At 54.7% G+C, this 21,823-nt stretch carries 21 protein-coding genes, 1 other RNA gene and 1 pseudogene; 12 read left to right on the top strand and 11 right to left on the bottom strand.

The features are described from left to right. Window positions 1–35 precede the first annotated feature (35 nt). Entirely contained in the window at window positions 36–563 is a 528-nt protein-coding gene (locus QLG09_RS18980; protein WP_014168885.1) for a YbaY family lipoprotein, read from the top strand. A 30-nt stretch (window positions 564–593) separates the two neighbouring features. On the opposite strand, the pseudogene QLG09_RS18975 reads toward QLG09_RS18980, so the two are convergent. Next, window positions 594–908 (bottom strand): annotated as a pseudogene (locus QLG09_RS18975) (MGMT family protein); the annotation flags it as partial. 167 nt (window positions 909–1,075) lie between these two features. On the opposite strand from QLG09_RS18975, the gene ffs reads away from it, so the two are divergent. The 3 genes from ffs to QLG09_RS18960 all read left to right on the top strand — a co-directional run bounded on the left by ffs (window position 1,076) and on the right by QLG09_RS18960 (window position 1,904). Continuing rightward, window positions 1,076–1,172: signal recognition particle sRNA small type (gene ffs, locus QLG09_RS18970), an RNA gene on the top strand. A 268-nt stretch (window positions 1,173–1,440) separates the two neighbouring features. Beyond that, a complete protein-coding gene (locus QLG09_RS18965; protein WP_020885198.1) occupies window positions 1,441–1,692 on the top strand; it encodes a hypothetical protein in 252 nt (83 codons plus the stop codon). Continuing rightward, on the top strand, window positions 1,689–1,904 hold the full coding sequence (locus QLG09_RS18960) for a hypothetical protein (protein ID WP_014168888.1): 216 nt from the start codon (window positions 1,689–1,691) through the stop codon (window positions 1,902–1,904). The genes QLG09_RS18965 and QLG09_RS18960 overlap by 4 nt, the downstream gene beginning before the upstream one ends. A gap of 80 nt (window positions 1,905–1,984) precedes the next feature. Here the strand turns inward: QLG09_RS18960 and QLG09_RS18955 are convergent, their stop codons facing one another. Continuing rightward, window positions 1,985–3,406 (bottom strand): PLP-dependent aminotransferase family protein, encoded by a 1,422-nt coding sequence (locus tag QLG09_RS18955; protein WP_025204848.1) that lies wholly within the window; start codon window positions 3,404–3,406, stop codon window positions 1,985–1,987. A gap of 87 nt (window positions 3,407–3,493) precedes the next feature. On the opposite strand from QLG09_RS18955, the gene QLG09_RS18950 reads away from it, so the two are divergent. The 3 genes from QLG09_RS18950 to QLG09_RS18940 all read left to right on the top strand — a co-directional run bounded on the left by QLG09_RS18950 (window position 3,494) and on the right by QLG09_RS18940 (window position 8,450). Further along, on the top strand, window positions 3,494–4,105 hold the full coding sequence (locus tag QLG09_RS18950) for a membrane protein (protein ID WP_032677524.1): 612 nt from the start codon (window positions 3,494–3,496) through the stop codon (window positions 4,103–4,105). A gap of 78 nt (window positions 4,106–4,183) precedes the next feature. After that, window positions 4,184–5,254: a LacI family DNA-binding transcriptional regulator gene (locus tag QLG09_RS18945; RefSeq protein WP_041162448.1), complete on the top strand. Its 1,071-nt coding sequence runs from the start codon at window positions 4,184–4,186 to the stop codon at window positions 5,252–5,254. 103 nt (window positions 5,255–5,357) lie between these two features. Continuing rightward, window positions 5,358–8,450: a beta-galactosidase gene (locus QLG09_RS18940; RefSeq protein WP_282489286.1), complete on the top strand. Its 3,093-nt coding sequence runs from the start codon at window positions 5,358–5,360 to the stop codon at window positions 8,448–8,450. A gap of 33 nt (window positions 8,451–8,483) precedes the next feature. Here QLG09_RS18940 and QLG09_RS18935 read toward each other — a convergent pair whose 3' ends face one another. Next, window positions 8,484–9,329: a nickel/cobalt efflux protein RcnA gene (locus tag QLG09_RS18935; RefSeq protein ID WP_282489285.1), complete on the bottom strand. Its 846-nt coding sequence runs from the start codon at window positions 9,327–9,329 to the stop codon at window positions 8,484–8,486. 134 nt (window positions 9,330–9,463) lie between these two features. Here QLG09_RS18935 and QLG09_RS18930 point away from each other — a divergent pair, with 134 nt between their 5' ends. Next, a complete protein-coding gene (locus QLG09_RS18930; protein ID WP_020885193.1) occupies window positions 9,464–9,736 on the top strand; it encodes a metal/formaldehyde-sensitive transcriptional repressor in 273 nt (90 codons plus the stop codon). Here the strand turns inward: QLG09_RS18930 and QLG09_RS18925 are convergent. Beyond that, window positions 9,729–11,294: an EAL domain-containing protein gene (locus QLG09_RS18925; RefSeq protein ID WP_047355651.1), complete on the bottom strand. Its 1,566-nt coding sequence runs from the start codon at window positions 11,292–11,294 to the stop codon at window positions 9,729–9,731. The genes QLG09_RS18930 and QLG09_RS18925 overlap by 8 nt on opposite strands. A 208-nt stretch (window positions 11,295–11,502) precedes the next feature. On the opposite strand from QLG09_RS18925, the gene QLG09_RS18920 reads away from it, so the two are divergent. Further along, window positions 11,503–11,763, top strand: a complete 261-nt coding sequence (locus QLG09_RS18920; protein WP_010428154.1) for a type B 50S ribosomal protein L31 — start codon at window positions 11,503–11,505, stop codon at window positions 11,761–11,763. Between the two features lie 2 nt (window positions 11,764–11,765). Further along, window positions 11,766–11,906, top strand: coding sequence for a type B 50S ribosomal protein L36 (gene ykgO, locus QLG09_RS18915; RefSeq protein WP_282489284.1), 141 nt, complete (start codon window positions 11,766–11,768; stop codon window positions 11,904–11,906). On the opposite strand, the gene QLG09_RS18910 is transcribed toward ykgO, so the two are convergent. Next, window positions 11,903–12,613: a GNAT family protein gene (locus QLG09_RS18910; protein WP_282489283.1), complete on the bottom strand. Its 711-nt coding sequence runs from the start codon at window positions 12,611–12,613 to the stop codon at window positions 11,903–11,905. The genes ykgO and QLG09_RS18910 overlap by 4 nt on opposite strands. Window positions 12,614–12,713: 100 nt before the next feature. Between QLG09_RS18910 and QLG09_RS18905 the strand changes: the two genes are divergently transcribed. Next, window positions 12,714–14,174 (top strand): PLP-dependent aminotransferase family protein, encoded by a 1,461-nt coding sequence (locus tag QLG09_RS18905; RefSeq protein ID WP_282489282.1) that lies wholly within the window; start codon window positions 12,714–12,716, stop codon window positions 14,172–14,174. On the opposite strand, the gene QLG09_RS18900 is transcribed toward QLG09_RS18905, so the two are convergent. The 6 genes from QLG09_RS18900 to acrA all read right to left on the bottom strand — a co-directional run bounded on the left by QLG09_RS18900 (window position 14,146) and on the right by acrA (window position 20,986). Then, a complete protein-coding gene (locus QLG09_RS18900) occupies window positions 14,146–14,613 on the bottom strand; it encodes a YlaC family protein (protein WP_020885189.1) in 468 nt (155 codons plus the stop codon). The genes QLG09_RS18905 and QLG09_RS18900 overlap by 29 nt on opposite strands. 117 nt (window positions 14,614–14,730) lie before the next feature. Beyond that, a complete protein-coding gene (gene maa / locus QLG09_RS18895; protein WP_282489281.1) occupies window positions 14,731–15,282 on the bottom strand; it encodes a maltose O-acetyltransferase in 552 nt (183 codons plus the stop codon). A 209-nt stretch (window positions 15,283–15,491) separates the two neighbouring features. After that, window positions 15,492–15,710, bottom strand: a complete 219-nt coding sequence (locus QLG09_RS18890; RefSeq protein ID WP_014168902.1) for an HHA domain-containing protein — start codon at window positions 15,708–15,710, stop codon at window positions 15,492–15,494. Window positions 15,711–15,737: 27 nt separating this feature from the next. After that, entirely contained in the window at window positions 15,738–16,112 is a 375-nt protein-coding gene (tomB, locus tag QLG09_RS18885) for an Hha toxicity modulator TomB (protein WP_020885187.1), read from the bottom strand. A 511-nt stretch (window positions 16,113–16,623) separates the two neighbouring features. Beyond that, the gene (gene acrB / locus QLG09_RS18880) at window positions 16,624–19,770 is read right to left on the bottom strand and encodes a multidrug efflux RND transporter permease subunit AcrB (protein ID WP_014168904.1); all 3,147 of its coding nucleotides are present in this window, start codon (window positions 19,768–19,770) and stop codon (window positions 16,624–16,626) included. Between the two features lie 22 nt (window positions 19,771–19,792). Further along, on the bottom strand, window positions 19,793–20,986 hold the full coding sequence (gene acrA / locus QLG09_RS18875) for a multidrug efflux RND transporter periplasmic adaptor subunit AcrA (protein WP_020885186.1): 1,194 nt from the start codon (window positions 20,984–20,986) through the stop codon (window positions 19,793–19,795). Window positions 20,987–21,127: 141 nt separating this feature from the next. On the opposite strand from acrA, the gene acrR reads away from it, so the two are divergent. After that, the gene (gene acrR / locus QLG09_RS18870; RefSeq protein ID WP_014168906.1) at window positions 21,128–21,781 is read left to right on the top strand and encodes a multidrug efflux transporter transcriptional repressor AcrR; all 654 of its coding nucleotides are present in this window, start codon (window positions 21,128–21,130) and stop codon (window positions 21,779–21,781) included. Window positions 21,782–21,823: the final 42 nt, after the last annotated feature.

Here is a 21,823-nt window from a genome sequence, read left to right as displayed (position 1 = left end):
GATCCCGCTGGTGCATTGATGATAAGGAGACTTCAATGAAACTCGTGCCCATGCTAAGTGGTGTAGCAATTGCGGTGGCGTTGTCCGCCTGTGCAGGAAAGAGCGCCCAGGTGCCGGTGCCAGCAGCAGATCCAAACGGGATTAATACACTCTCACAGCAGTCCATTCAGCAGCCTAACGTTTCCGGGACTATCTGGATTAAACAGAAAGTCGCGTTACCGCCAGATGCGGTATTAACGGTAACCCTGTCTGATGCTTCCCTGGCAGACGCGCCGTCTAAAGTATTGGCCCAGCGTGCCGTGCGTACGGAAGGTAAGCAGGCACCGTTTAGCTTCGTGTTGCCGTATAACCCATCAGACGTGCAGCCTAATGCCCGTATCCTCCTGAGCGCAGCAGTAACGATCAACGATAAACTGGTGTTTATCACCGATACGGTGCAGGAAGCGATTAACCACGGCGGGACAAAAGTTGACCTGAACCTGGTTCCGGTACAGCAAACCGAAGTGCCGGTTGCGCCACAGACTAACCAACCGTCTCTGCCAACCCCTCCGACCCAGATGTAACGCTTTAAACCCTCTCCTTCGGGAGAGGGTTTAATACACCCAGCGGTACTTTTGCAAATCAATCTGCCCTGATCCCGACACCTGCACCCCTTCTGACAGTAACGCCTGACGCTGGCGCTGCAGATCCGGCCCGGTCAACGAGATCGCCCCATGACGGTTTACCACCCGATGCCAGGGCAGGGTGCTTCCTTCCGGCAACCTTTTCAGTACACCACCGACCTGCCGCGCCGCACGCGGGGAACCGGCCAGACGCGCTACGTCGCCATAGGTGGTGACATAACCTTCCGGCACAGAGGCCACAATTTGCCATACGCGTTGTGGAAAGGAGTCAAGTTCGTCCATACGTCTACCTGTGGGGAATGTCTGGACAGTCATGTTAAACGAAGATAAACCCAATTGCTGCGCCAGTTTGCGCAAGAAACCAGCATCCAGTTGCGGGTCGCTTGCAATTGGCGGTAAGCACAGGGATAATGCGCCAGCGCGTTGGTTATCAACGCTCTCAATGGGGGCTCTGTTGGTTCTCCCGCAACGCTACTCTGTTCACCAGGTCAGGTCCGGAAGGAAGCAGCCAGGGCAGACGACGTGTGTGCCGGGATGTAGCTGGCAGGGCCCCCACCCATTTCTGCTCTCATCAACACTCTCCCTGTTTCTCTTCGCTTCGAATAGCCTTTAATCCACAACGTTATTAGGACTTTACTGACTGCATGTAATATATATTTCATTGCATTGAAGTATTACTGTCATAAACCTGTAATAATAGACTGTCATTTTAATATCGGATGTCTTTTTTCTGTCATAACTTAAAAATATATATCTGGATAACATTGGTAAGTTCGTGTATTAAATAAAGTACTTATTCCGAAGGGAAGTGACAAACATGGCTACTGCGGTGTTAAACGTTAAGATTGATCAAGCGCTAAAAGAAAGACTTCGCCACTATGCTGAAGTTAATAACGAGAATTTAAGCGTGACGACAGAGAAACTGCTGCTGCTGGCATTCGAAGCGGTAGAAGAGGCGGGAGTATCGGAAGAGGATATTGATAACCAGCATACGGAAGAAGAGAGTGTTTCTCCATTTACTCCTAAAGAAATCAAGGCTCTACGTAAAATTCTTAAGAAGAGAAAATGAAACAACAACTGTCAACTGCCAGTGACTACAACGAGGCCTGCGATCTGTTGCGTTCAGGCTACGTGAAGCATGTACGTCTTGGCTGGAATGTAGGAAGTGATGAGTTCTTTCGTATTGCGTCTGACTGGTGTGATACCGGCGCAAAAATAAAGAAAGACGGTGAAAATTTCGTTATTTCACTGAAAGGTTTTCCTATTCCTCCTCAGCACTAAATCCTGAATGGTGAAAACTGCTGACTGTATCTGTGACAGTCAGCAGTTTTTATTTTATGATCCACTTCAAATTTTTTATATCAAACCAGACTTCTTTTTATTGATGGCACGTTTTTATTCAGGGCGAGCCACAAGGGTTTAATTCTCAGTAATGCTTGTTCAAGCTCAGCCGGATCGAGTGAAAAGGGCATACGTAAATACCGATCAAACGCACCCGATAAACCAAACCGCGTGCCGGTCCCCAGGTTGATTCCCAGTATCTCTGCGCGTGCAGCAAGTTGTGTTGCCAGCATCCCCGGCAGTTCAATCCAGTAGGAAAGCCCGCCTTCCGCTTCATGGAATGTCCATTCAGGGAAGTGCTCGCGCAACAGCGCGCCGCATTGATCTCGCCGTTCTGCCAGCATCTTCCGGCGAGCGGGCAAAAACGTTTCGCTGTTATTGATAAGCCACAGCGTCGCCAGCTGTTCGAGCATGGGCGATCCTAAATCCAGGGTATCCCGCGTCTGGGCAAGCGTAGCGATGGTGCGCGAGGAGGCACGGATCCAGCCAAGACGAAGGCCGCCCCAGAAACTTTTTCCGGCAGAGCCTAACGTTATCACGGTGGCCTGCGGGTTGAATGACGCCAGCGGCGGCGGCGGGGGCGAGTCAAACCACAGATCCACCATCGTTTCATCTACTACCAGCGTCGTGCGGGTTTGCGCGGCAATCTCGGTGATTGCCTGACGGGTGGGAATATCCATGCATCGCCCGGTAGGGTTATGAAAATCGGGCATCAGGTATGCCAGGCGCGGCGCTGTCTGGGCAAGCGTTGCGGCAAACCCATGGGTATCCCAGCCCGTTTCCGGCAGCGACACGCCCACTGGACGGCACTGCGCCCCCTGAATGGCGGCGATCGCCAGCGGGTAAGTGGGATGATCGACCACGACGCGATCCCCCGGGCCGGTCATCATCCGCAGGACCAGCGCAAAACCGCTGACCGCGCCATTGACCACCATTACCTCGTCTGTCCGGGTCGGAAGCCCCCGCGCGGTATAGCGTGCGGCGATGGCTTCCCGCAGCGCCGGCAACCCAAGCTGATCGTAACCCGTAAGCGAGAGATGTTGCGTAATGGCCGTGAGCGCATGGGTATAGGCCTGGTGGATCTCAGGCCCGGCATTGAGCGCAGCGGTGGAGAGATCCAGCGCGGCACTGGCTGCTGAAAGGGTTGGCACGGCGCGTGTGTCGGGCAGGATCACGCGTGAACCGCTGCCGTGGCGGCTTTCAAGATAACCTTCCTCACGCAGATGGGCGAGTGCGCTGCTGATGGTGGTCCGGCTCACATCCAGCGCAGTGGCCAGCTCCCGCTCGCCGGGTAGACGGGTGTTAAGCGCCAGTCGGCCATCAAGAATTAACAGGCGTAACGCATCCGCCAGCTGACGCCAGAGCGGGGTTCGGGACGAGGTTTGTTGCCAGTGGCCTAACAGGCGTACCAATGACTGGCTTCCGAAGCGGCGAGATGACATGTGCAGTCCACTATTTGAAAACTGGACATTAATCATAATGCCATTTTCGCTCAAGATGAAAGCCTGGTTCACTGGAGAAGATAAAAAATGGTACGTCGTCTGCTACAACTGTATGTCGGTTTAGGGCTGTATGGGCTTTCAACCACGATGTTTATTCGATCGGATCTGGGGCTCGATCCGTGGGACGTCTTCCACCTGGGCGTGGCGATCCAGCTGGGGTTGAGCATTGGGATGGTGATTATTTTAACCGGTGCGGCGGTACTCCTGCTGTGGATCCCGCTGCGTCAGATGCCTGGTCTGGGAACCCTCAGTAACGTGATTATTATTGGCCTGGCGGCAGATGCCTCCATGGCCCTGATCCCCGAGGTGACCTCGCTGCCCCTGCGTATCGCGCTGCTGGTGGCCGGAATTGTCGTGAACGCGATAGCCACCGGTATGTATATCGGTGCCGGTTTCGGGGCGGGCCCGCGCGACGGTCTCATGACCGGGATCCATGCCCGTATGGGATGGTCCATCCGCAGTGTACGTACCTCGATTGAAGTGTCCGTGCTGCTGATTGGGTGCATGTTGGGCGGAACGTTCGGGATAGGCACCGTCGCGTATGCTCTGACCATTGGCCCGCTTATCCAGATCTGCTTGCCTCTGTTCCGTTATAAGCCGCGCGTTGAGAAGACTCCCCAGCCGGAGCGGGTTGTTTAATTCTGCGAAGCGCTCACATGTTTTCATGGCGTCGCTGTGTCAGAATAGTGGCCTTCGAATGACGCGATGCCAGAATGCATGAAAGCAATCACTCTTTATGATGTTGCCCTCCTTGCGGGGGTTTCTTATCAGACCGTTTCCCGTGTGATTAACGACGCGGAGCATGTCTCTGCCCGCACGCGGGAAAAAGTGCAGCAGGCGATGGCAGAACTGCACTACGTCCCCAATCTCAGGGCACAACAGCTGGCGGGTAAACGTACCCGTACGCTTGGCCTTATTACTACCGATCTGGCGCTGCACGCCCCTTCGCAAATTGTTTCGGCGGTAAAATCCCGGGCGGTTGAGCAGGGGGCGAGCGTGCTTATCTCAATGGTGGAACATCCACAGCAGTGCCAGTCTGCCCTTCAGGCGTTGCTGGCGCAGCGTGTGGAAGCTCTGCTGGTGAATGTGCCGCTGGAGGATCCTCATGCTGAAGCGCTAAAAGCCCTCGCATCGCCCATTCCGGTGCTGTTTCTGGATGTCTCGCCCTCGGCTCAGGTAAACAGTCTTGTGTTTAATGCAGAGCAGGGTGCTCGTCTCGGGATTGAGCATCTGCTTTCGCTGGGGCATGAGCGTATAGCGCTGCTGAGTGGACCGGAGAGCTCTGTCTCCGCCCGGGCACGTCTTGCAGGCTGGAACGCCACGCTGGCACAGGCCGGGCTTGAGGCTGTCGCGGTGGCGCACGGCGACTGGAGTGCGGCAAGCGGCTATGAGAAAGGACATTTGCTGTTATCTGCCGCGCAACTCCCGGATGCGATAGTGGTCGCGAACGACCAAATGGCGCTGGGGGTGATGCGTGCCTGTGCGGAAAAAGGGACCGCGATCCCGGGCCAGATGTCGGTTGTCGGGTTCGACGATACGGCAGACAGCGCCTGGTTTTCTCCCCCACTGACCACCATTCGCCAGGCTTTTCGCGAGGCCGGCGAGCGAAGTGTGGAGTGGCTGCTGGCGCCAGTTGAGGGTGACGCATGCTGGCAGGTTCAGCTTCCGGTGACGCTTGTGACCCGCCATTCTACCGCTCGCCACGATCCGCAGCAGATCGAACGCGAGGATCTGGCTCAGCAGCTCAGGAGCCTGGCGTTAGCGGCTGAGCAACTTGCCCGCCGGTAAGACTTTTGTGATCTGACTCGCTACCCCGCGATCCGACGCTTTACCGCACCCGGTAGCCAGGGCATGTTAGCTAAAATTGTGAGCGCTTCGCAAAGAGGTTAATATGTCCAACACTCCATCGCTGACTCTCAGCGAACTTCTGGCTCGTCGGGACTGGGAAAACCCGGGGGTCACCCAGTGGAACCGCCTGGCAGCACATGCTCCCTTGCACAGCTGGCGTGATGAACACTCCGCCAGAGAAGACGGGGGAACCGTCAGCCGACGCCTCCTTAACGGGGAGTGGCGTTTTAGCTTCTTTCCTGCACCAGAGGAGGTTCCTTCGGTATGGGTCAGTGAAGATTGCGCCGATGCCGTGCTGATGCCCGTGCCCTCTAACTGGCAGATGCAGGGGTTCGACACGCCCATCTACACCAACGTGACCTATCCGATCCCCGTAAACCCACCGTTTGTGCCGCAAGAAAACCCAACAGGTTGTTACTCGCTCACATTTGAGATGGATGATACCTGGCTGCAGAGCGGCCAAACCCGCATTATCTTCGATGGCGTGAATTCGGCGTTTCATCTGTGGTGTAACGGTCAGTGGATCGGTTATTCACAGGACAGCCGACTGCCCGCCGAATTCGATCTTTCAACGGTGCTGCGTCCTGGCCAGAACCGCATTGCGGTCATGGTGTTGCGCTGGTGCGACGGGAGCTATCTGGAAGATCAGGACATGTGGCGCATGAGCGGGATTTTTCGCGATGTGTCGCTGCTGCATAAGCCAGAGACGCACATAGCCGATTATCAGGTTGTGACTGACCTGAATGCGGAGCGGGATCGCGCGGTGCTGAAGGTGGATCTCGCGCTCGCAGGCGCACAGTTTGCGGAGTGTGAGGTGGCGTTTACCCTGTGGCGCAACGGCGAAAAATGCGCCAGTGCCACCGGGCGGCCGGGCACTGCCGTTGTCGATGAGCGCGGCGGCTGGGCCGAGCGGCTAACGGTGGCGCTCCCCGTTGAGGCGCCCGCCTTGTGGAGTGAGGAAACGCCGGAACTTTATCGCCTGACGATGACCCTTCTGAACGCGCAGGGTGAGGTGCTGGAAACGGAGGCCTGCGATGTGGGGTTCCGCCGCATAGAGATCAGCAATGGCCTGCTGAAGCTCAACGGTAAACCCCTGCTGATCCGCGGCGTTAACCGGCATGAACATCACCCGGAAAACGGCCAGGTGATGGATGAAGCGACGATGCGCCGCGATATCGAACTCATGAAGCAGCACAACTTCAACGCCGTGCGCTGCTCGCACTATCCGAACCATCCGCTGTGGTACACGCTTTGCGACCGCTATGGTTTGTATGTCGTCGACGAAGCCAATATTGAAACCCACGGCATGGTGCCGATGAGTCGCCTTGCTGACGATCCGCGCTGGCTCCCTGCCATGAGCGAACGCGTCACCCGCATGGTGCAGCGCGACCGCAATCATCCTTCGATTATCATCTGGTCGCTGGGGAATGAGTCCGGCCATGGCGCGAACCATGACGCACTGTATCGCTGGCTGAAAACCACCGATCCGACGCGTCCGGTGCAGTACGAAGGCGGTGGGGCGAATACGGCAGCGACCGATATCGTGTGCCCGATGTATGCCCGGGTCGATCAGGATCAGCTCTTCCCGGCGGTACCGAAATGGTCTGTTAAAAAATGGATCGGCATGCCGGATGAAACGCGTCCGCTTATTCTCTGTGAATACGCCCACGCGATGGGGAACAGCTTCGGTGGTTTTGCCAAATACTGGCAGGCGTTTCGCCGCCATCCTCGCCTGCAGGGGGGATTTGTCTGGGACTGGGTTGACCAGGCGCTGACCAGAAAAGACGAAAATGGTACACCGTTCTGGGCCTACGGGGGAGACTTTGGCGACACGCCCAATGACCGCCAGTTCTGCCTTAACGGGCTGGTTTTTCCCGATCGCACACCGCATCCGGCGCTGTATGAAGCCCAGCGCGCTCAGCAGTTTTTCACCTTTACGCGGATAAGTACGTCTCCGCTGGTGATTGAAGTCCACAGCGATTACCTGTTCCGTCATACCGATAACGAGGTGCTGCGCTGGACCCTTGTCCGCGACGGCAACGTGCTGGCCAGAGGGGACGTGACGCTCTCCATTGCTCCCCAGGGCACACAGCGTCTGGACATCGACCTGCCAGCGCTGGCGCCTGAAGCGGGTGACGTCTGGCTGAACGTTGAAGTGCATCAGCCGCGGGCGACGCCGTGGTCACCGGCAAACCATCGCTGCGCGTGGGAGCAGTGGCCGGTTCCGACTCCCCTGTATATCGCCCCGCCAGCGCCAGAAGGTGTACCGCCGGTGTTAACGCAAACTGGCGACGTGTTTGAGCTGGTGCATCAGCAGCAACGCTGGCAGTTCAACCGCGCATCAGGACACCTGACGCAATGGTGGCGCAATGGCGTTGAAACGCTGCTCTCACCGCTGACGGATAACGTTAGCCGCGCACCGCTGGACAATGATATTGGCGTGAGCGAGGCCACGCGAATCGATCCGAATGCGTGGGTTGAGCGCTGGAAAGCGGCAGGCATGTACGAGCTCACCCCGCGATTACTGCACTGTGAAGGAGAGCAGCATGCAGCCGAGGCGGTGGTGAAAACCCTGCATGTCTGGGAGTATCGCGGTAAAGCGCTCTTCCTGAGCCGTAAAATCTGGCGGGTGGACGATCGGGGCGTTTTGCATGGCGATATTCAGGTCGATATTGCGTCTGATATCCCGGAACCGGCACGCGTAGGCCTGAGTGTTCACCTTGCCGCAACGCCGGAAACGGTTCAATGGCTGGGGCTTGGGCCACATGAAAACTACCCGGACAGAACGCTGGCGGCTCAGCAGGGGCGCTGGACATTACCGCTGGAAGCCATGCACACGCCTTACATCTTCCCGACAGAAAATGGTTTGCGCTGTGATACCCGTGAACTGCTGCTGGGCGCGCATCGGCTGAATGGCCTGTTCCATTTCTCCGTCAGCCGCTATAGCCAGCAGCAGTTGCATGAGACAACTCACCATCATCTGTTGCGCGAGGAGCCGGGGTGTTGGCTTAACCTGGACGCGTTCCATATGGGCGTGGGCGGTGATGACTCGTGGAGCCCCAGCGTCTCGCCGGAATTTATTCTGCAGAAACGCCAGCTTCGCTATACCTTCAGCTGGCAGCAGAACCCTGACTGAGCAAAGAGGCGGCCACAGCAGTGGCCGCCTCGCTTACGCCAGGATACCGCTCAGGCCGTGCAGGCTCATGTAAATCCCGACCACAGTAATCAGGGCAGCGGAGATCCACGGTGCTTTTCGTGAAAACTCGCTGAAACCCGGCCAGCGTTTTGTCGCATGCTTAAGGCTCAGGGCGGCAATTGCACCGGAAGCGACCAGCGTTAACGCCAGACCAATACTGAAGCTGAATACCAGCGTTGCGCCGAGGGCAAAATGCTTCAGCTGCAGGCAGATGAGCAGGACCGTGATTGAGGCCGGGCAGGGGATAAGCCCTCCGGTCAGGCCAAACAGTGCAATTTGTCCGGTGGTAACGTTCTGGCCGTTGAAGCGGCGGTTAATATCCTGCGCGTGTGCGCGCTGGTGGGCGTCCTGCCACTCTTCTTCAACCAGTGGATGCCCATGGTCGTGATGATCATGATGATGGTCATGGTCCTGGTCGTGGTCGTGATGGTCATGATGATGGTCATGGTGATCGTGGTGATGGTGGTGATCGTGTGGCCGGCTCTCCTTCCAGGTTCGCCAGGCCATCCACAGGGCGATCAGCACGATCAGTATCCCCGAGACCAGCTGGAACCAGGGCTCAGACGTATGCGCATCCCAGCCCCGGCCAAACCATAATCCTGCCATGGCAATGATCCAGACCACCGCCGTATGGGAAAGCGTTGCCGCCAGACCAAGCAACACCGCCTGTTTCAGCGTACCGCGAATAGCCACAATAAACGCGGCCATCATCGTTTTGGAGTGGCCCGGCTCCAGGCCATGCAGCGCGCCGAGGAGGATAGCGCTGGGTACAAACAGCCAGGCATTGCCCTGCTGCAGGAGTGAAGCAAAATCGTTCATGGAAAATTCCGGAGTGGAAAGCGTGTTCAGATACTACTCCCCCCCAGTAGTCTAATACTACCCCCCAGTAGAAAAATACTCAGGGGGAGTAGAGCATGATATGCTTTAAAAGCCATACGATGAGGGAGACAGAGATGTCACATACGGTTCGCGACAAGAAGATGTTATTGACTCGCCTGAAGAAAATTCAGGGGCAAAGCGCTGCCCTGGAAAAAATGCTCAATAGCGACCACGAATGCGCCGACGTGTTACAACAGCTGGCGGCGATCCGCGGCGCGGTAAACGGCATGATGATGCAGGTGATCGAAGGTCATCTCACCGATCATGTGGTGAAAGAGCCTGAAGAAGCTCAGCGCGAAGCCGATCTTGGCGTCGTGTTACAGGTGATCAAATCCTATCTTAAGTAGGATGTGTTTTGAGGTTATCTTCCGCCCAAAGAATAAAGTCCGCTTTCGGCAACGCCTTGCTATAGTACCAACCCTGCCCATACTGCACGCCATGACGACGTAGCCAGGCGAGTTGCCCTTCGGTCTCCACGCCTTCCGCCACCATCGCCAGCTTCAGCGATTTCGCCATTTCAATAATGTGTGGCGTCACGTTTTTATATTCCAGTGCATCCACAAACGCTTTATCAATTTTTAGCGTGTCGACATCCAGATCCTGCAGGTAGCTCAGGCTGGAATAGCCCGTACCGAAATCATCAATATAGATTGCGTGGCCTGAATGACGAAAGGCGGCGATGGCCGGCGCGCTGATTTTAGGATCGGCAAAGCCGCGCTCGGTTAACTCAAGGGCGATCTGTTGCGGATGGACTTTCCACTTATTCATTAAGTGACTCAACAGTGGCGGAAGTTTTCCCGAGGTCAAATCGGCCGGCGCGAGGTTAATGGAAATATGCTGACCGGCGTGAAGGTGCAGCCAGTAGCCCATATCCTCAAACACCTTTTCAATGACCAAATGCGTCAGCTGCGAGATGAGCCCCGTTTGCTCAGCAAGCGGCACAAAAATATCCGGTGAAAGGCTGCTCCCGTCAGGCTGGGGCCAGCGGGTTAGCGCCTCTGCGCCCACAATCTTCCCGCTAGAGAGTTCAATAATGGGCTGGTAATGCACCACAAATTCCCGGTTATTGATGGCGTCAAGCAGGCGGTTGCGTGGCGACTGGATGCGACGCAGCAGTCGTAAAACAAAGAGTGCGGCAAGCAGGCTTATCAGTATGCCGAACGGCAGCCAGATGAGAAGTTGCTTGTGCCAGGTTTCAGCCAGCGGTTTTAACGCCGCCCAGGCGACCACCGTAAACCCCAGTTCAGGAACAGGCTTCATAATGTATATCGAGCCGTTGTACTGAATACGGGTGACGCCCTGGTCCTTAACCAGATTGCGGATATGCGGATCGAGCTTGCTGCTGCTGGCAAAAATGAGATGTGATTTGCTGCCCACCAGGGCGGCATCTGTGGCGATCTCACCGAAAGGGATCACATCGACAAGCGAGGCAGGATCCACCAGCACCAGATAGTGGCCCCGACCCAGGACCGCCATGTAGCGGCTAAAACCGAGATCGTTTTGCGTGGTGAGCCATGCGCCATAACCATCTTCCGTGATTCGCATGGGCGGCGGGAAAGGGGCCGACTGACTGGTTTGTTCCAGGGACGAGCAAAGGGGTTCAAGATTGTTGATATAAATAACTTCCTGAACATAACGCCATGAAAAAGCGACCCGCCGCATCTCCCTTAAATGCATAACGCTACAGGGGATCCCTTTAAAGGTCTGCAGGCTATTGAGCGCTTCCTTTGCATCATCCACCACCCTGGCGGTACGTATCAGCACGCGTGAGGCATAGCTATCCAGCGCATCGACAAACTTATCTTCCGCCTGGCGATGTGCCAGCCAGATGCTCAGGCTAATCGGAACCAGCACCGCAATGATAAGTACGCCGGTCACCAGACTGACCAGATGTCGGGTTTTCATGGTGCTGTTTCCTTCCTCTTATGCCCGCTCCTGGGCGCTGAAAAACCTGCCAGAGGAGAAAGATTTTACCGCTAAATGATAAAGTTATAGCACGCGCAGGTCATGATTTACGGCACAACAGAAAATATCGTCGGGGCAGAGGGGTTGTTTTTTCAGCAGGGGTTAGATATCATTTTGTTATGTTATAACAAAACATAAAGAGTTTACGATGAAACCAGATATCCACCCAGCCTATCGCACCGTGGTGTTCCACGACACCAGTGCTAATGAATACTTTAAAGTCGGCTCAACCATTAAGACCGACCGCGAAATTGAACTCGACGGTGAAACGTATCCGTATATCACCATCGAGGTCTCTTCAAAATCGCACCCGTTCTACACCGGCAAGCAGAAAACGTTCTCGACGGATGGCAGTGCGGCGCGCTTCCGTAAGCGTTTCGGCGGCTTTCTTAATGCGAAGCGGGGATAACCATGCAGGTACTTAACTCATTGCGCAGTGCAAAACAGCGTCACCCGGATTGCCAGATAGTCAAACGCAAGGGACGCTTATACGTGATTTGCAGATCCAATCCGCGCTTTAAGGCGGTTCAGGGACGTAAGAAAAGACGCTAGACGCGTGCTTCGCGCCAGCTTTCCAGGGATCTTTTCTGGTTGCCATCGGCAGTAAAATTGTCGGTGGCAAGCCAGCCTTCAAAAGCACTCGCCAGCGCCGGCCACTCTTTGTCGAGAATCGAAAACCAGTCGGTATCCCGGTTATGACCTTTCGTGACCAGCGCCTGACGAAAACGCCCCTCAAACTGAAAGCCAAGACGCAGTGCCGCCTTGCGCGAAGGCGCGTTCAGGCTGTTGCACTTCCACTCGTATCGACGATACCCAAGGGTGTCGAACACGTATCGCATCAGCAGATATTGCGCTTCCGTCGACATCGGCGTGCGGCTGAGCAGCGGGGAGAAATGAACATGCCCCACCTCCACCACGCCGTTGGTTGGATCGATCCGCATCAGAGCCAGCGTGCCGACCGGAGACTGGGTCTGGTTGTCGATAACGCTAAAGTGAATCGGATCGGATAAGTCACGCACGCTCTCTACCCATCCTGCAAACGCCTCTGCGCTGGCATCCGGCTCACGCAACAGCCACGTCCAGCTGCGGGTATCTTCGGCCAGAGAATACGCGCTGAACAACGCCTCAGCGTGCTCCACCCGCAGCGGCTCAAGGCGACAATAGTGGCCCTGAAGCACCACACGTGAAGGGGGCTGGCGGGGTTGCCAGTCGATAAGCGCCTCGCCTACTGGCTGTCCAAACTCATTGAATGTTTTCATTTTACTGTCCGTGACGTTGATAAGAACGCCAGACTAGTGAATTACTGGTTCCTTAAAAAGTGCCACTCAGCTATGTTTTGGTGGTACCACGGGAGGCGAGATGAACATACCGGGCGATGAATTTTATACTTTGCTGAATGCCGCGTTGAAAGCGCGGGGGGAAGAGACGCTACAGCGCGCGCTGTATCATGCATTGCGTGAGGCGATACTGTGCGGCCGGCTACACGCCGGGAGCCGGCTTCCCGGTTCGCGAATGCTGGCTCAGCAGCTCTCGCTTTCACGGAATACCGTCAATGCGGCGCTGGAACAGCTGACGCTCGAAGGGTATCTGCTGCGTAACCGCCAGGGGACGCGGGTGGCGCAGCTGGCGCAGCGTACGCTCGTTCAGGCATTGCCGGACTCTGCCGTCGCGCTCGGCAGCCGGGTCGCCTCGCTGCCTGCGCCGGTGCCGCGTGATACCCCGGTTCCGGCATTTACGCCGGGAACACCGGCCATCAACTACTTTCCCCTGCCGCTGTGGCGGCGCTTGTACGACCGGGTTCTGCGCGAAGAGGGCAGCGCGCTGTTAGGGTATGGCGATCCTGCCGGAGAGCCGTCGCTGCGGGCGGCCATTGCTCGCCACCTTGCCCTTTCGCGCGGCATTGACTGCGATGCCAGTCAGATAGTGATGACCGAAGGTGCGCTTGAGGGGGTAAACCTTTGCACGATGCTGCTGAGCGAACCCGGCAGCGTCGCGTGGGTGGAAGATCCTGGCTATGGTGGGGCTAAAAGCGCCTTTGCCAAAGCGGGCTTAGTCATGACGGGGATGCCGGTTGATGACGAAGGCATGTTCTGGGAAGGGCTGGATACGCCGTCCCCTGCGCTTATTTTCACCTCACCTTCGCACCAGTTTCCGTACGGAAGCGTGCTCAGTGCGCGGCGACGCCTGGCGCTGCTGGATCTGGCCCGGCAGCATAACGCCTGGATTATTGAAGATGATTACGACAGCGAGTTTCGTTATTCCGGTGAGCCCGTGCCTGCAATGCTGGGAATGGTCAACAATGCGCCGGTTGTCTATCTCGGTACCTTCAGCAAAACCCTCTTTCCGTCGCTGAGAATGGGGTTCATGGTGTTACCCCCGGTGCTGGCAAACGCGGCCCGTCCGGCCATTGGCGCGCTGCTGCGTGGCGGGCATCGCGCCGAACAGCGAACCCTGGCGCTGTTTATTGAGGAAGGACATTATGCCCGCCACCTTGCCGCCATGCGCCGGCTCTACCGTAAGCGCTACCGACAGCTGCGTGAGGCGCTGAGTGCCGAGCTTCATACCCCGCATCGCATTCTGGCGGGTGAAGGGGGGATGCATCTGACGCTGGCAATAGACGGCATCGACGACCAAAAAGTGGTCGAGCAGGCGAGGGCGTTTCAGCTGGCACCCGCTGCACTGAGCGGGTATTACCTGGAGCCGAAGCAGGGGCAAACCGGTCTGGTGTTAGGTTACGGCAATACCTCTGCTTCTCAGTTTGTGTCGGGTATCCGACGCATACAGGCTTTAATCACACAGCAGCAGGACGGGAAAGGGTAAAGACATCATAAAAAGAGAGCTGACCTTTGGTGGATACCATCTTCTGCAGCTTCTCTTTTTGCACCGTTTCAACCGCGGGGGAGTGCATGATGCTTTCGATCAGCTCCGGCGGCACGTAACGCGTGTTGTACCATTCACCGTTATAGCAAACCCGGAAATCAAGGACGTCGATATCTTCGTAGCGGTAGCGGGGATTAACGTCAAAAAAGAAAAAGGCGTTAAACACCACAAACAGAATGACAAGCAGCCAGACGGAGTCCACCAGAGTTTCGGACTTCAGCATCACAATCAGTGTCGCCAGCCAGGCGGCATACATTGCGACAAACAGTCCAGGATGTTTGCGAATAAAGCTGATGCTAAAGCGTGGGCGATTGTCGCGCTTTTCGCGGTGATTAAGATCGTCGATGGTGGCAGTAAGCAGGCGCTGTATCTCGGTCATTTTTTGCCTTTATGAGAATTGACAATACAGGATGTCTGCCAATTTTAGGGGAGCCATTTGGCTGAAAAAAGTAACAGTCAGGCGCTAAAAGACCATAACAGTTGACTCCCCGTCACTTTACAGCCGTTTAATGATTGTTGCCGGATTGCCGCCGACGACGACATTCGCCGGGACGTCTTTCGTTACGATAGCGCCGGAGGCCACCACCACATTATCACCCAGCGTAACGCCCGGGTTAATAACCGCACGTCCACCAATCCAGACGTTGTTGCCGATGGTCACCGGCTTGCCAAACTCCACGCCGCTATTACGCGCGTCGGCGTCCAGCGGATGGGTTGCCGTGTAAATATGCACCCCTGGCGCGAGCATGCAGTTGTCGCCAATATGTATCGGGCAGACATCCAGCATCACGCAATCGAAATTGGCGTAAAATTCTTTGCCCAGATAAATGTTATATCCATAGTCACAGCGGAAGCTCGGCTCAATATAGGCCCCTTCGCTTTGCCCGAGGAGTTCCGCCAGAATGTTCTGGCGTTCGAGTTTCTCATCAGGTGCAGTGTGGTTATAACGGTGAACCAGGTGTCGGGCGCGTAATCGGTCGGCCCGTAATGTTTCATCACCAGGGCGGTAATATTCACCTGCAATCATCTTCTGCTTTTCTATGCTCATTGGGAACCTCACTGGTCGTCTTTACCGTAGGGTAATCGGAACAGGATAACAGGGGAACGTTCCCGGAAAACCACTGTGACTATAATCACAATAATATTGCGGATGAGCACGTTTTACACGGAGACCTGCACTGGGGCAGGAGGGTATAGCCAGAAAGTTGAATACAGCTGAGAAAGTGGCGTAGAACCTCTACAGACACACTTCAAAGATTAACGGACAAATCTCCACACGGATGTTGGGATTTTGTCATACAGCTTATTCATGGTCAGTTCTGCAAGACGGTGGTCAGCCGCTGAATAAAATACCGCCAGTTCATTATCAGAAAGCTCGTATTTATTCTTTTCAATTACACGTTCAAGCGTGTCTATTGACTGACAGCGTCGCAAACGCATCAAATAATCGATTTTTGTGAGTGGTTTTTCAGACATAAATTTACCTTACTAATTGTAATAATTTTAACAGGAAAGACTAACGGGGTTAGCTCTGCTCACGTTGATGAAGCAACGAAATAGTCGGTTGCCCGATTTACGCCATTTCTGCAAATCTTGCGCATTAATGCCGTAGCTGCTGAACAACATAAAGGTGTCATCCAGGTATTCATCAATTTGCTCAATCAGCTTATTATCTTCATTGTACTTAATTTTATAATTAAGTGCGAAGGTTGCAATATGCTCGATCAACTCATTTAACTGTAAATTGATGGCAGACGTTGGGTCGTTTACCCAGCCATGGTTACTTTCATCAAGATTGGCAAGGCAGTCATGGTACAAGGATTCGCAGAGAAATTTCAACTGCGCGATATCATGCCTTTTTGGCGAGTACTCGTCCATAGCGCATCCCCTTCTGAGTGATTTCTTACTCACCGAACATCATGTCGGGATGGATACAACATACTTAGCCGCACGGGTGCTGTGTTCCTGATAACTCTAACTATAATCCACTCTGATCAAGATTTCACCGCGCTATTACGAAAAATTACAAATAAAAGCACTGACTGCGAGCCTTTACGCAAATGTGCCTTCAGCGCTAAACATTTTTATCCAGATTAACGCGGAACTTTTTTCGCTCCCTTACGTTTCATTGGCTTAGCGTAAACAATCCTAAGATGTCCAAATCCGGAGTTCTCTTTGTCTGAAGATATGGTTAGGAATATTCCTAATCACTTAAGCAGGGAAATGAAATTAAAAAAATCCTGAATTCAGCGATTACGTTATCACTTAATTATGATATGTCATTGTAGGCGGCAGGAAATAAATAGAAGCACAATAAGCCTATTTTATGATTTTTTTCTGAAAAAGAAAAAGGCCGCTAATGCGGCCTTTTTATCATGTGAAACCGGTATCAGTGCGGTTCTACCGAATGACTGTGCTCAATATCTTCATTCTTGCGGCTAAAGCGGCGGCGAACCACCACGAAGAATACCGGAACGAAGAAGATAGCAAGTACGGTTGCGGTAACCATACCCCCCATAACGCCTGTACCGACGGCGTTCTGTGCACCGGAACCCGCACCGGTACTGATAACCAGCGGCATTACCCCGAGGATAAATGCCAGTGACGTCATCAGGATTGGGCGCAGACGCATACGCACCGCGTCAAGGGTCGCCTCAATCAGGCCTTTACCTTCTTTCTCCATCAGATCTTTGGCGAATTCAACGATAAGTATCGCGTTCTTCGCCGACAAGCCAATGGTTGTCAGCAGGCCCACCTGGAAGTACACGTCGTTGGTTAATCCACGGAACGTTGCCGCAAGCAGCGCACCGATAACCCCCAGTGGCACCACCAGCATAACGGAGAACGGAATCGACCAGCTCTCATACAGTGCCGCCAGACACAGGAAGACCACAATCAGTGAAATGGCGTACAGGGCAGGGGCCTGGTTTCCGGACAGACGTTCCTGGTAGGACATACCGGTCCAGTCATAGCCGATACCCGCAGGCAGTTTACCTGCCAGCTCTTCCATCAGGTTCATGGCTTCACCGGTGCTTCGGCCTGGTGCGGCCTGACCCAGGATCTCCATGGATGGCAGCCCGTTATAACGTTCCAGACGCGGCGAACCGTATTCCCAATGCGACGTAGAGAAGGATGAGAACGGCACCATCTGACCGTTGTTGCCGCGAACGTACCAGTTGTTGATATCGTTCGGTAACATACGGTATTGCGCTTCTGACATCACGTACACTTTCTTCACACGACCACGGTCGATGAAGTCGTTGACGTAGCTACCGCCCCAGGCCGCGCCCAGCGTGGTATTGATGTCACTGATGGAAACGCCCAGTGCCTGCGCTTTCTCCTGATCGATGTCGATTTTGTACTGAGGCGTATCTTCCAGACCGTTAGGACGCACGCCGACCAGAAGGTCAGGGTGTTTCGCCACTTCACCGAACAGCTGGTTACGTGCCTGCGTCAGTTTTTCATGACCCAGACCGCCCTGGTCAATCAGCTGGAAGTCGAAACCTGTCGCTGTCCCCAGTTCAACAATCGCTGGCAGGTTAAAGGCGAAGACCATCGCATCTTTAATCTGTGAGAACGTGCCCATTGCACGGCCAGTAATCGCCTCAACTTTGTTCTCTTCGCCCGGACGTTCTGACCAGTCTTTCAGAGAAACGAAGGCAATACCGGTGTTCTGACCACGACCCGCAAAGCCAAAGCCGTTAACCGCAAACACGGATTCAACGTTGGCTTTCTCTTTGGTGAGGTAGTAATCCGTTACTTCATCCAGCACCTTCTGGGTACGTTCTTGCGAGGCACCCGCCGGCAGCTGTGCCATCGTCAGGAACACGCCCTGGTCTTCATCTGGCAGGAACGAGCTTGGCAGACGAACGAACAGATAGGCCATACCCACCACGATGATGATATAGAGCAGCAGGTAACGACCGGTGCTGCGCAGGATGTTACCCACGCTGTCGGTGTAGTGATGCGTGCTCTTATCAAACATGCGGTTAAACCAGCCGAAGAACCCTTTATGCTCGCCGTGACCGCCTTTCTGAACAGGTTTCAGCATGGTGGCACACAGTGCAGGCGTCAGGATCAATGCAACCAGTACCGACAGCGCCATCGCCGAGACGATGGTGATGGAGAACTGACGATAAATTGCACCGGTTGAGCCGCCGAAGAAGGCCATCGGGATAAATACCGCAGACAGTACCATCGCGATACCGACCAGCGCGCCCTGGATCTGGCCCATGGATTTACGGGTTGCTTCCTTCGGCGGTAGACCTTCTTCCGCCATGACACGCTCGACGTTTTCTACCACCACGATGGCGTCATCCACAAGCAAGCCGATGGCGAGCACCATCCCGAACATCGTCAGGGTGTTTATCGAGTAGCCAAAGATGGCCAGTATGGCGAAGGTCCCGAGCAATACGACCGGTACGGCGATGGTTGGGATCAGCGTCGCGCGGAAGTTTTGCAGGAACAGATACATGACCAGGAATACCAGGATGATCGCTTCTGCCAGGGTTTTAACCACTTCGTGAATCGAGATTTTGACGAACGGCGTGGTGTCATACGGATAAACGATCTTCAGGCCGGACGGGAAGAACGGTTCCATCTTCTTCAGTTCCGCACGGATAGCCGTCGCGGTGTCCAGGGCGTTAGCACCTGTCGCCAGTTTGATCCCGAGACCGGAAGCCGGCTTGCCGTTAAACTTCGCAATGATGTCGTAGTTTTCGCCCCCCAGTTCCACTTTCGCCACGTCGCGCAGACGAACCTGTGAACCGTCCTGATTCACCTTCAGCAGAATTTTGCTGAACTCATCGGCGGAGGTCAGACGGGTCTGTGCGATGATCGAGGCGTTAAGCTGCTGGCCTTTCACCGGCGGGGTACCGCCTAACTGACCGGCGGCAACCTGGGCGTTCTGCGCTTTGATGGCGTTGATCACGTCCACCGGCGTCAGCTGGAAGTTGTTCAGTTTGTTCGGATCCATCCAGATACGCATCGCGTACTGAGAACCGAACAGCTGAACGTCACCCACACCAGACGTACGGCTGATGGCGTCCTTCATGTTGGCGCCCACGTAGTCGGAAATATCCTCCTGCGTCATGGTGCCGTTGGTGTTGATAACGCCAACAACCATCAGGAAGCTACTGGACGATTTCTCGACGCTCACACCCTGCTGTTGTACTTCTTGTGGCAGCAACGGCATGGCGAGCTGCAGTTTGTTCTGGACCTGAACCTGCGCGATGTCAGCATCAGTTCCTGACTGGAAGGTCAGGGTGATCTGTACCGTACCGGTTGAGTCACTGTTTGAGGACATGTACATCAGGTTATCGATACCGTTCATGTTCTGTTCGATAACCTGTGTCACGGTGTCCTGCACCGTTTTTGCATCAGCCCCGGGGTAGGTTGCGGAAATTGTTACCGCCGGTGGCGCAATCGTTGGATATTGCGCGACAGGCAGCTTCAGGATCGCAAGTCCCCCAGCCAGCATGATGATTATGGCGATCACCCATGCAAATATGGGGCGATCGATAAAGAAATTAGGCATGTCTTAACGGCTCCTGTTTAAGTTAAGACTTGGTTTGTTCTGACTGGCCAGCGGCCGAAGCTTGTTGTTTATCGTCAGATTTCACTTCCTGTGCTTTGACCTGCGCGCCAGGACGAACTTTTTGCAAACCAGTAATAATCACGCGATCGCCATCTTTCAGACCTTCCGTCACCAGCCATTTATCGCCAATCGCCTGCGTGGCAGTGATGTTGCGCGTTTCGACTTTGTCATCAGCCCCGACAACCAGTGCACTCGCGTCGCCACGTGGCGTACGGGTGACACCCTGCTGAGGCACCAGAAGTGCGGTTGGGTTGGTGCCTTCTTCCAGACGCGCGCGAACGAACATACCAGGTAAGAGTGTCTTATCCGGGTTCGGGAAAATCGCACGTAAGGTGATGGAACCGGTGGTTTGGTCGACCGTCACATCGGAGAATTCCAGTGTGCCTGCCTGCGGGAACTTGATACCGTCATTGGTCACGAGCTCCACTTTGGCTTTACCGTTTTCCTGCTTCAGCGTGCCGTTTGCCAGCTCTTGTTTCAGGCGCAGGAAATCGTTGCTGGACTGGGTCACGTCGACGTAAATCGGATCAAGCTGCTGCACGGTGGCCAACGCGTTGGTCTGACCGTTCTGCACCAGCGCCCCTTCCGTGACGGAAGATTTACCGATGCGACCGCTGATTGGGGAGGTCACTTTGGTATAGGCGAGGTTGATACGCGCTGTTTCCACTGCAGCTTTCGCGGCAATCACGGCGGCGTTGGTCTGCTGTGCATCAGACAGGGCAGTGTCATAATCCTGTTGACTGATGTACTTGGTACCGAGCAGTTTTTTGTAACGGTTCAGCGTCAGTTGGGAGATTTTGGCTGCAGCTTCTGCTTTCGCCAGATCGCCTTTCGCGCTCTCATAGGAGGCCTGGTAGGTTGCCGGATCAATCTGATACAGAGACTCGCCAGCTTTCACTTCACCACCCTCGGTGAAGTTACGTTTCAGGATGATACCACTCACCTGAGGACGCACTTCTGCGATGCGGTATGCGCTGGTACGGCCCGGTAGTTCTGTCGTTATCTGGAGAGGTTCGGACTTGAGCGTCACCACGCCAACTTCTGGCACCTGCTGAGCTCCTTGTTGAGCCTGTTTGTCGTCACATCCTGTTAGCGCTAAGCTGCCTGAGAGCATCAGAACGACCGCCAGAGGCGTTAACCCTCTGTTTTTGTTCATATGTAAACCTCGAGTGTCCGATTTCAAATTGATCAATGGTCCTGAGTCCAAAAACCCATTGCTGCGTTTATATTATCGTCATGCTATGGTACATACATTCACAAATGTATGTAAATCTGACTCCTGTAAATTCACTAACGTATGGCACGAAAAACCAAACAACAAGCGCTTGAAACCCGACAACACATTCTGGATGTGGCTATGCGTTTGTTTTCTCAGCAGGGTGTTTCGTCAACCTCGCTGGCGCAGATTGCTCAGGCCGCGGGCGTCACGCGGGGAGCGATTTACTGGCATTTTAAAGACAAGACAGATCTGTTCAGTGAAATCTGGCAACTCTCAGAGTCCAGCATTAGCGATCTTGAGACTGAGTATCGGGCAAAATTCCCCGAGGATCCACTCTCAGTATTAAGAGAAATATTAGTATATATCCTTGAAGCAACGGTAGTTGAAGAACGTCGCAGGTTAATGATGGAAATCATCTACCATAAATGCGAGTTGGTCGGAGAGATGGCGGTCGTCCAGCAGGCGCAGCGCAGCCTGTGTCTGGAAAGCTACGATCGCATTGAACAGGTCCTCACCCAGTGCATGCAGGCGAACCAGCTGCCGGCGACGTTAATGACCCGACGGGCGGCTGTCCTGATGCGCAGTTATATTTCCGGTCTGATGGAAAACTGGCTTTTCGCCCCGGACTCCTTTGACCTGAAGAACGAAGCCCGCAGCTATGTGGCTATTTTCCTGGAGATGTGCCAGCTCTCCCCGACGCTGCATGGCAAGTCAGGCTCGCTAACAGCCTGACGCGATTCCAGGATTTCTCTTAGAGGCTCACGTTCGCGCTAT

The organism is Enterobacter sp. V89_11, assembly GCF_029967775.1.
Lineage (GTDB): Bacteria > Pseudomonadota > Gammaproteobacteria > Enterobacterales > Enterobacteriaceae > Enterobacter > Enterobacter ludwigii.
This window is presented reverse-complemented; position numbering and strand designations above follow the sequence as displayed.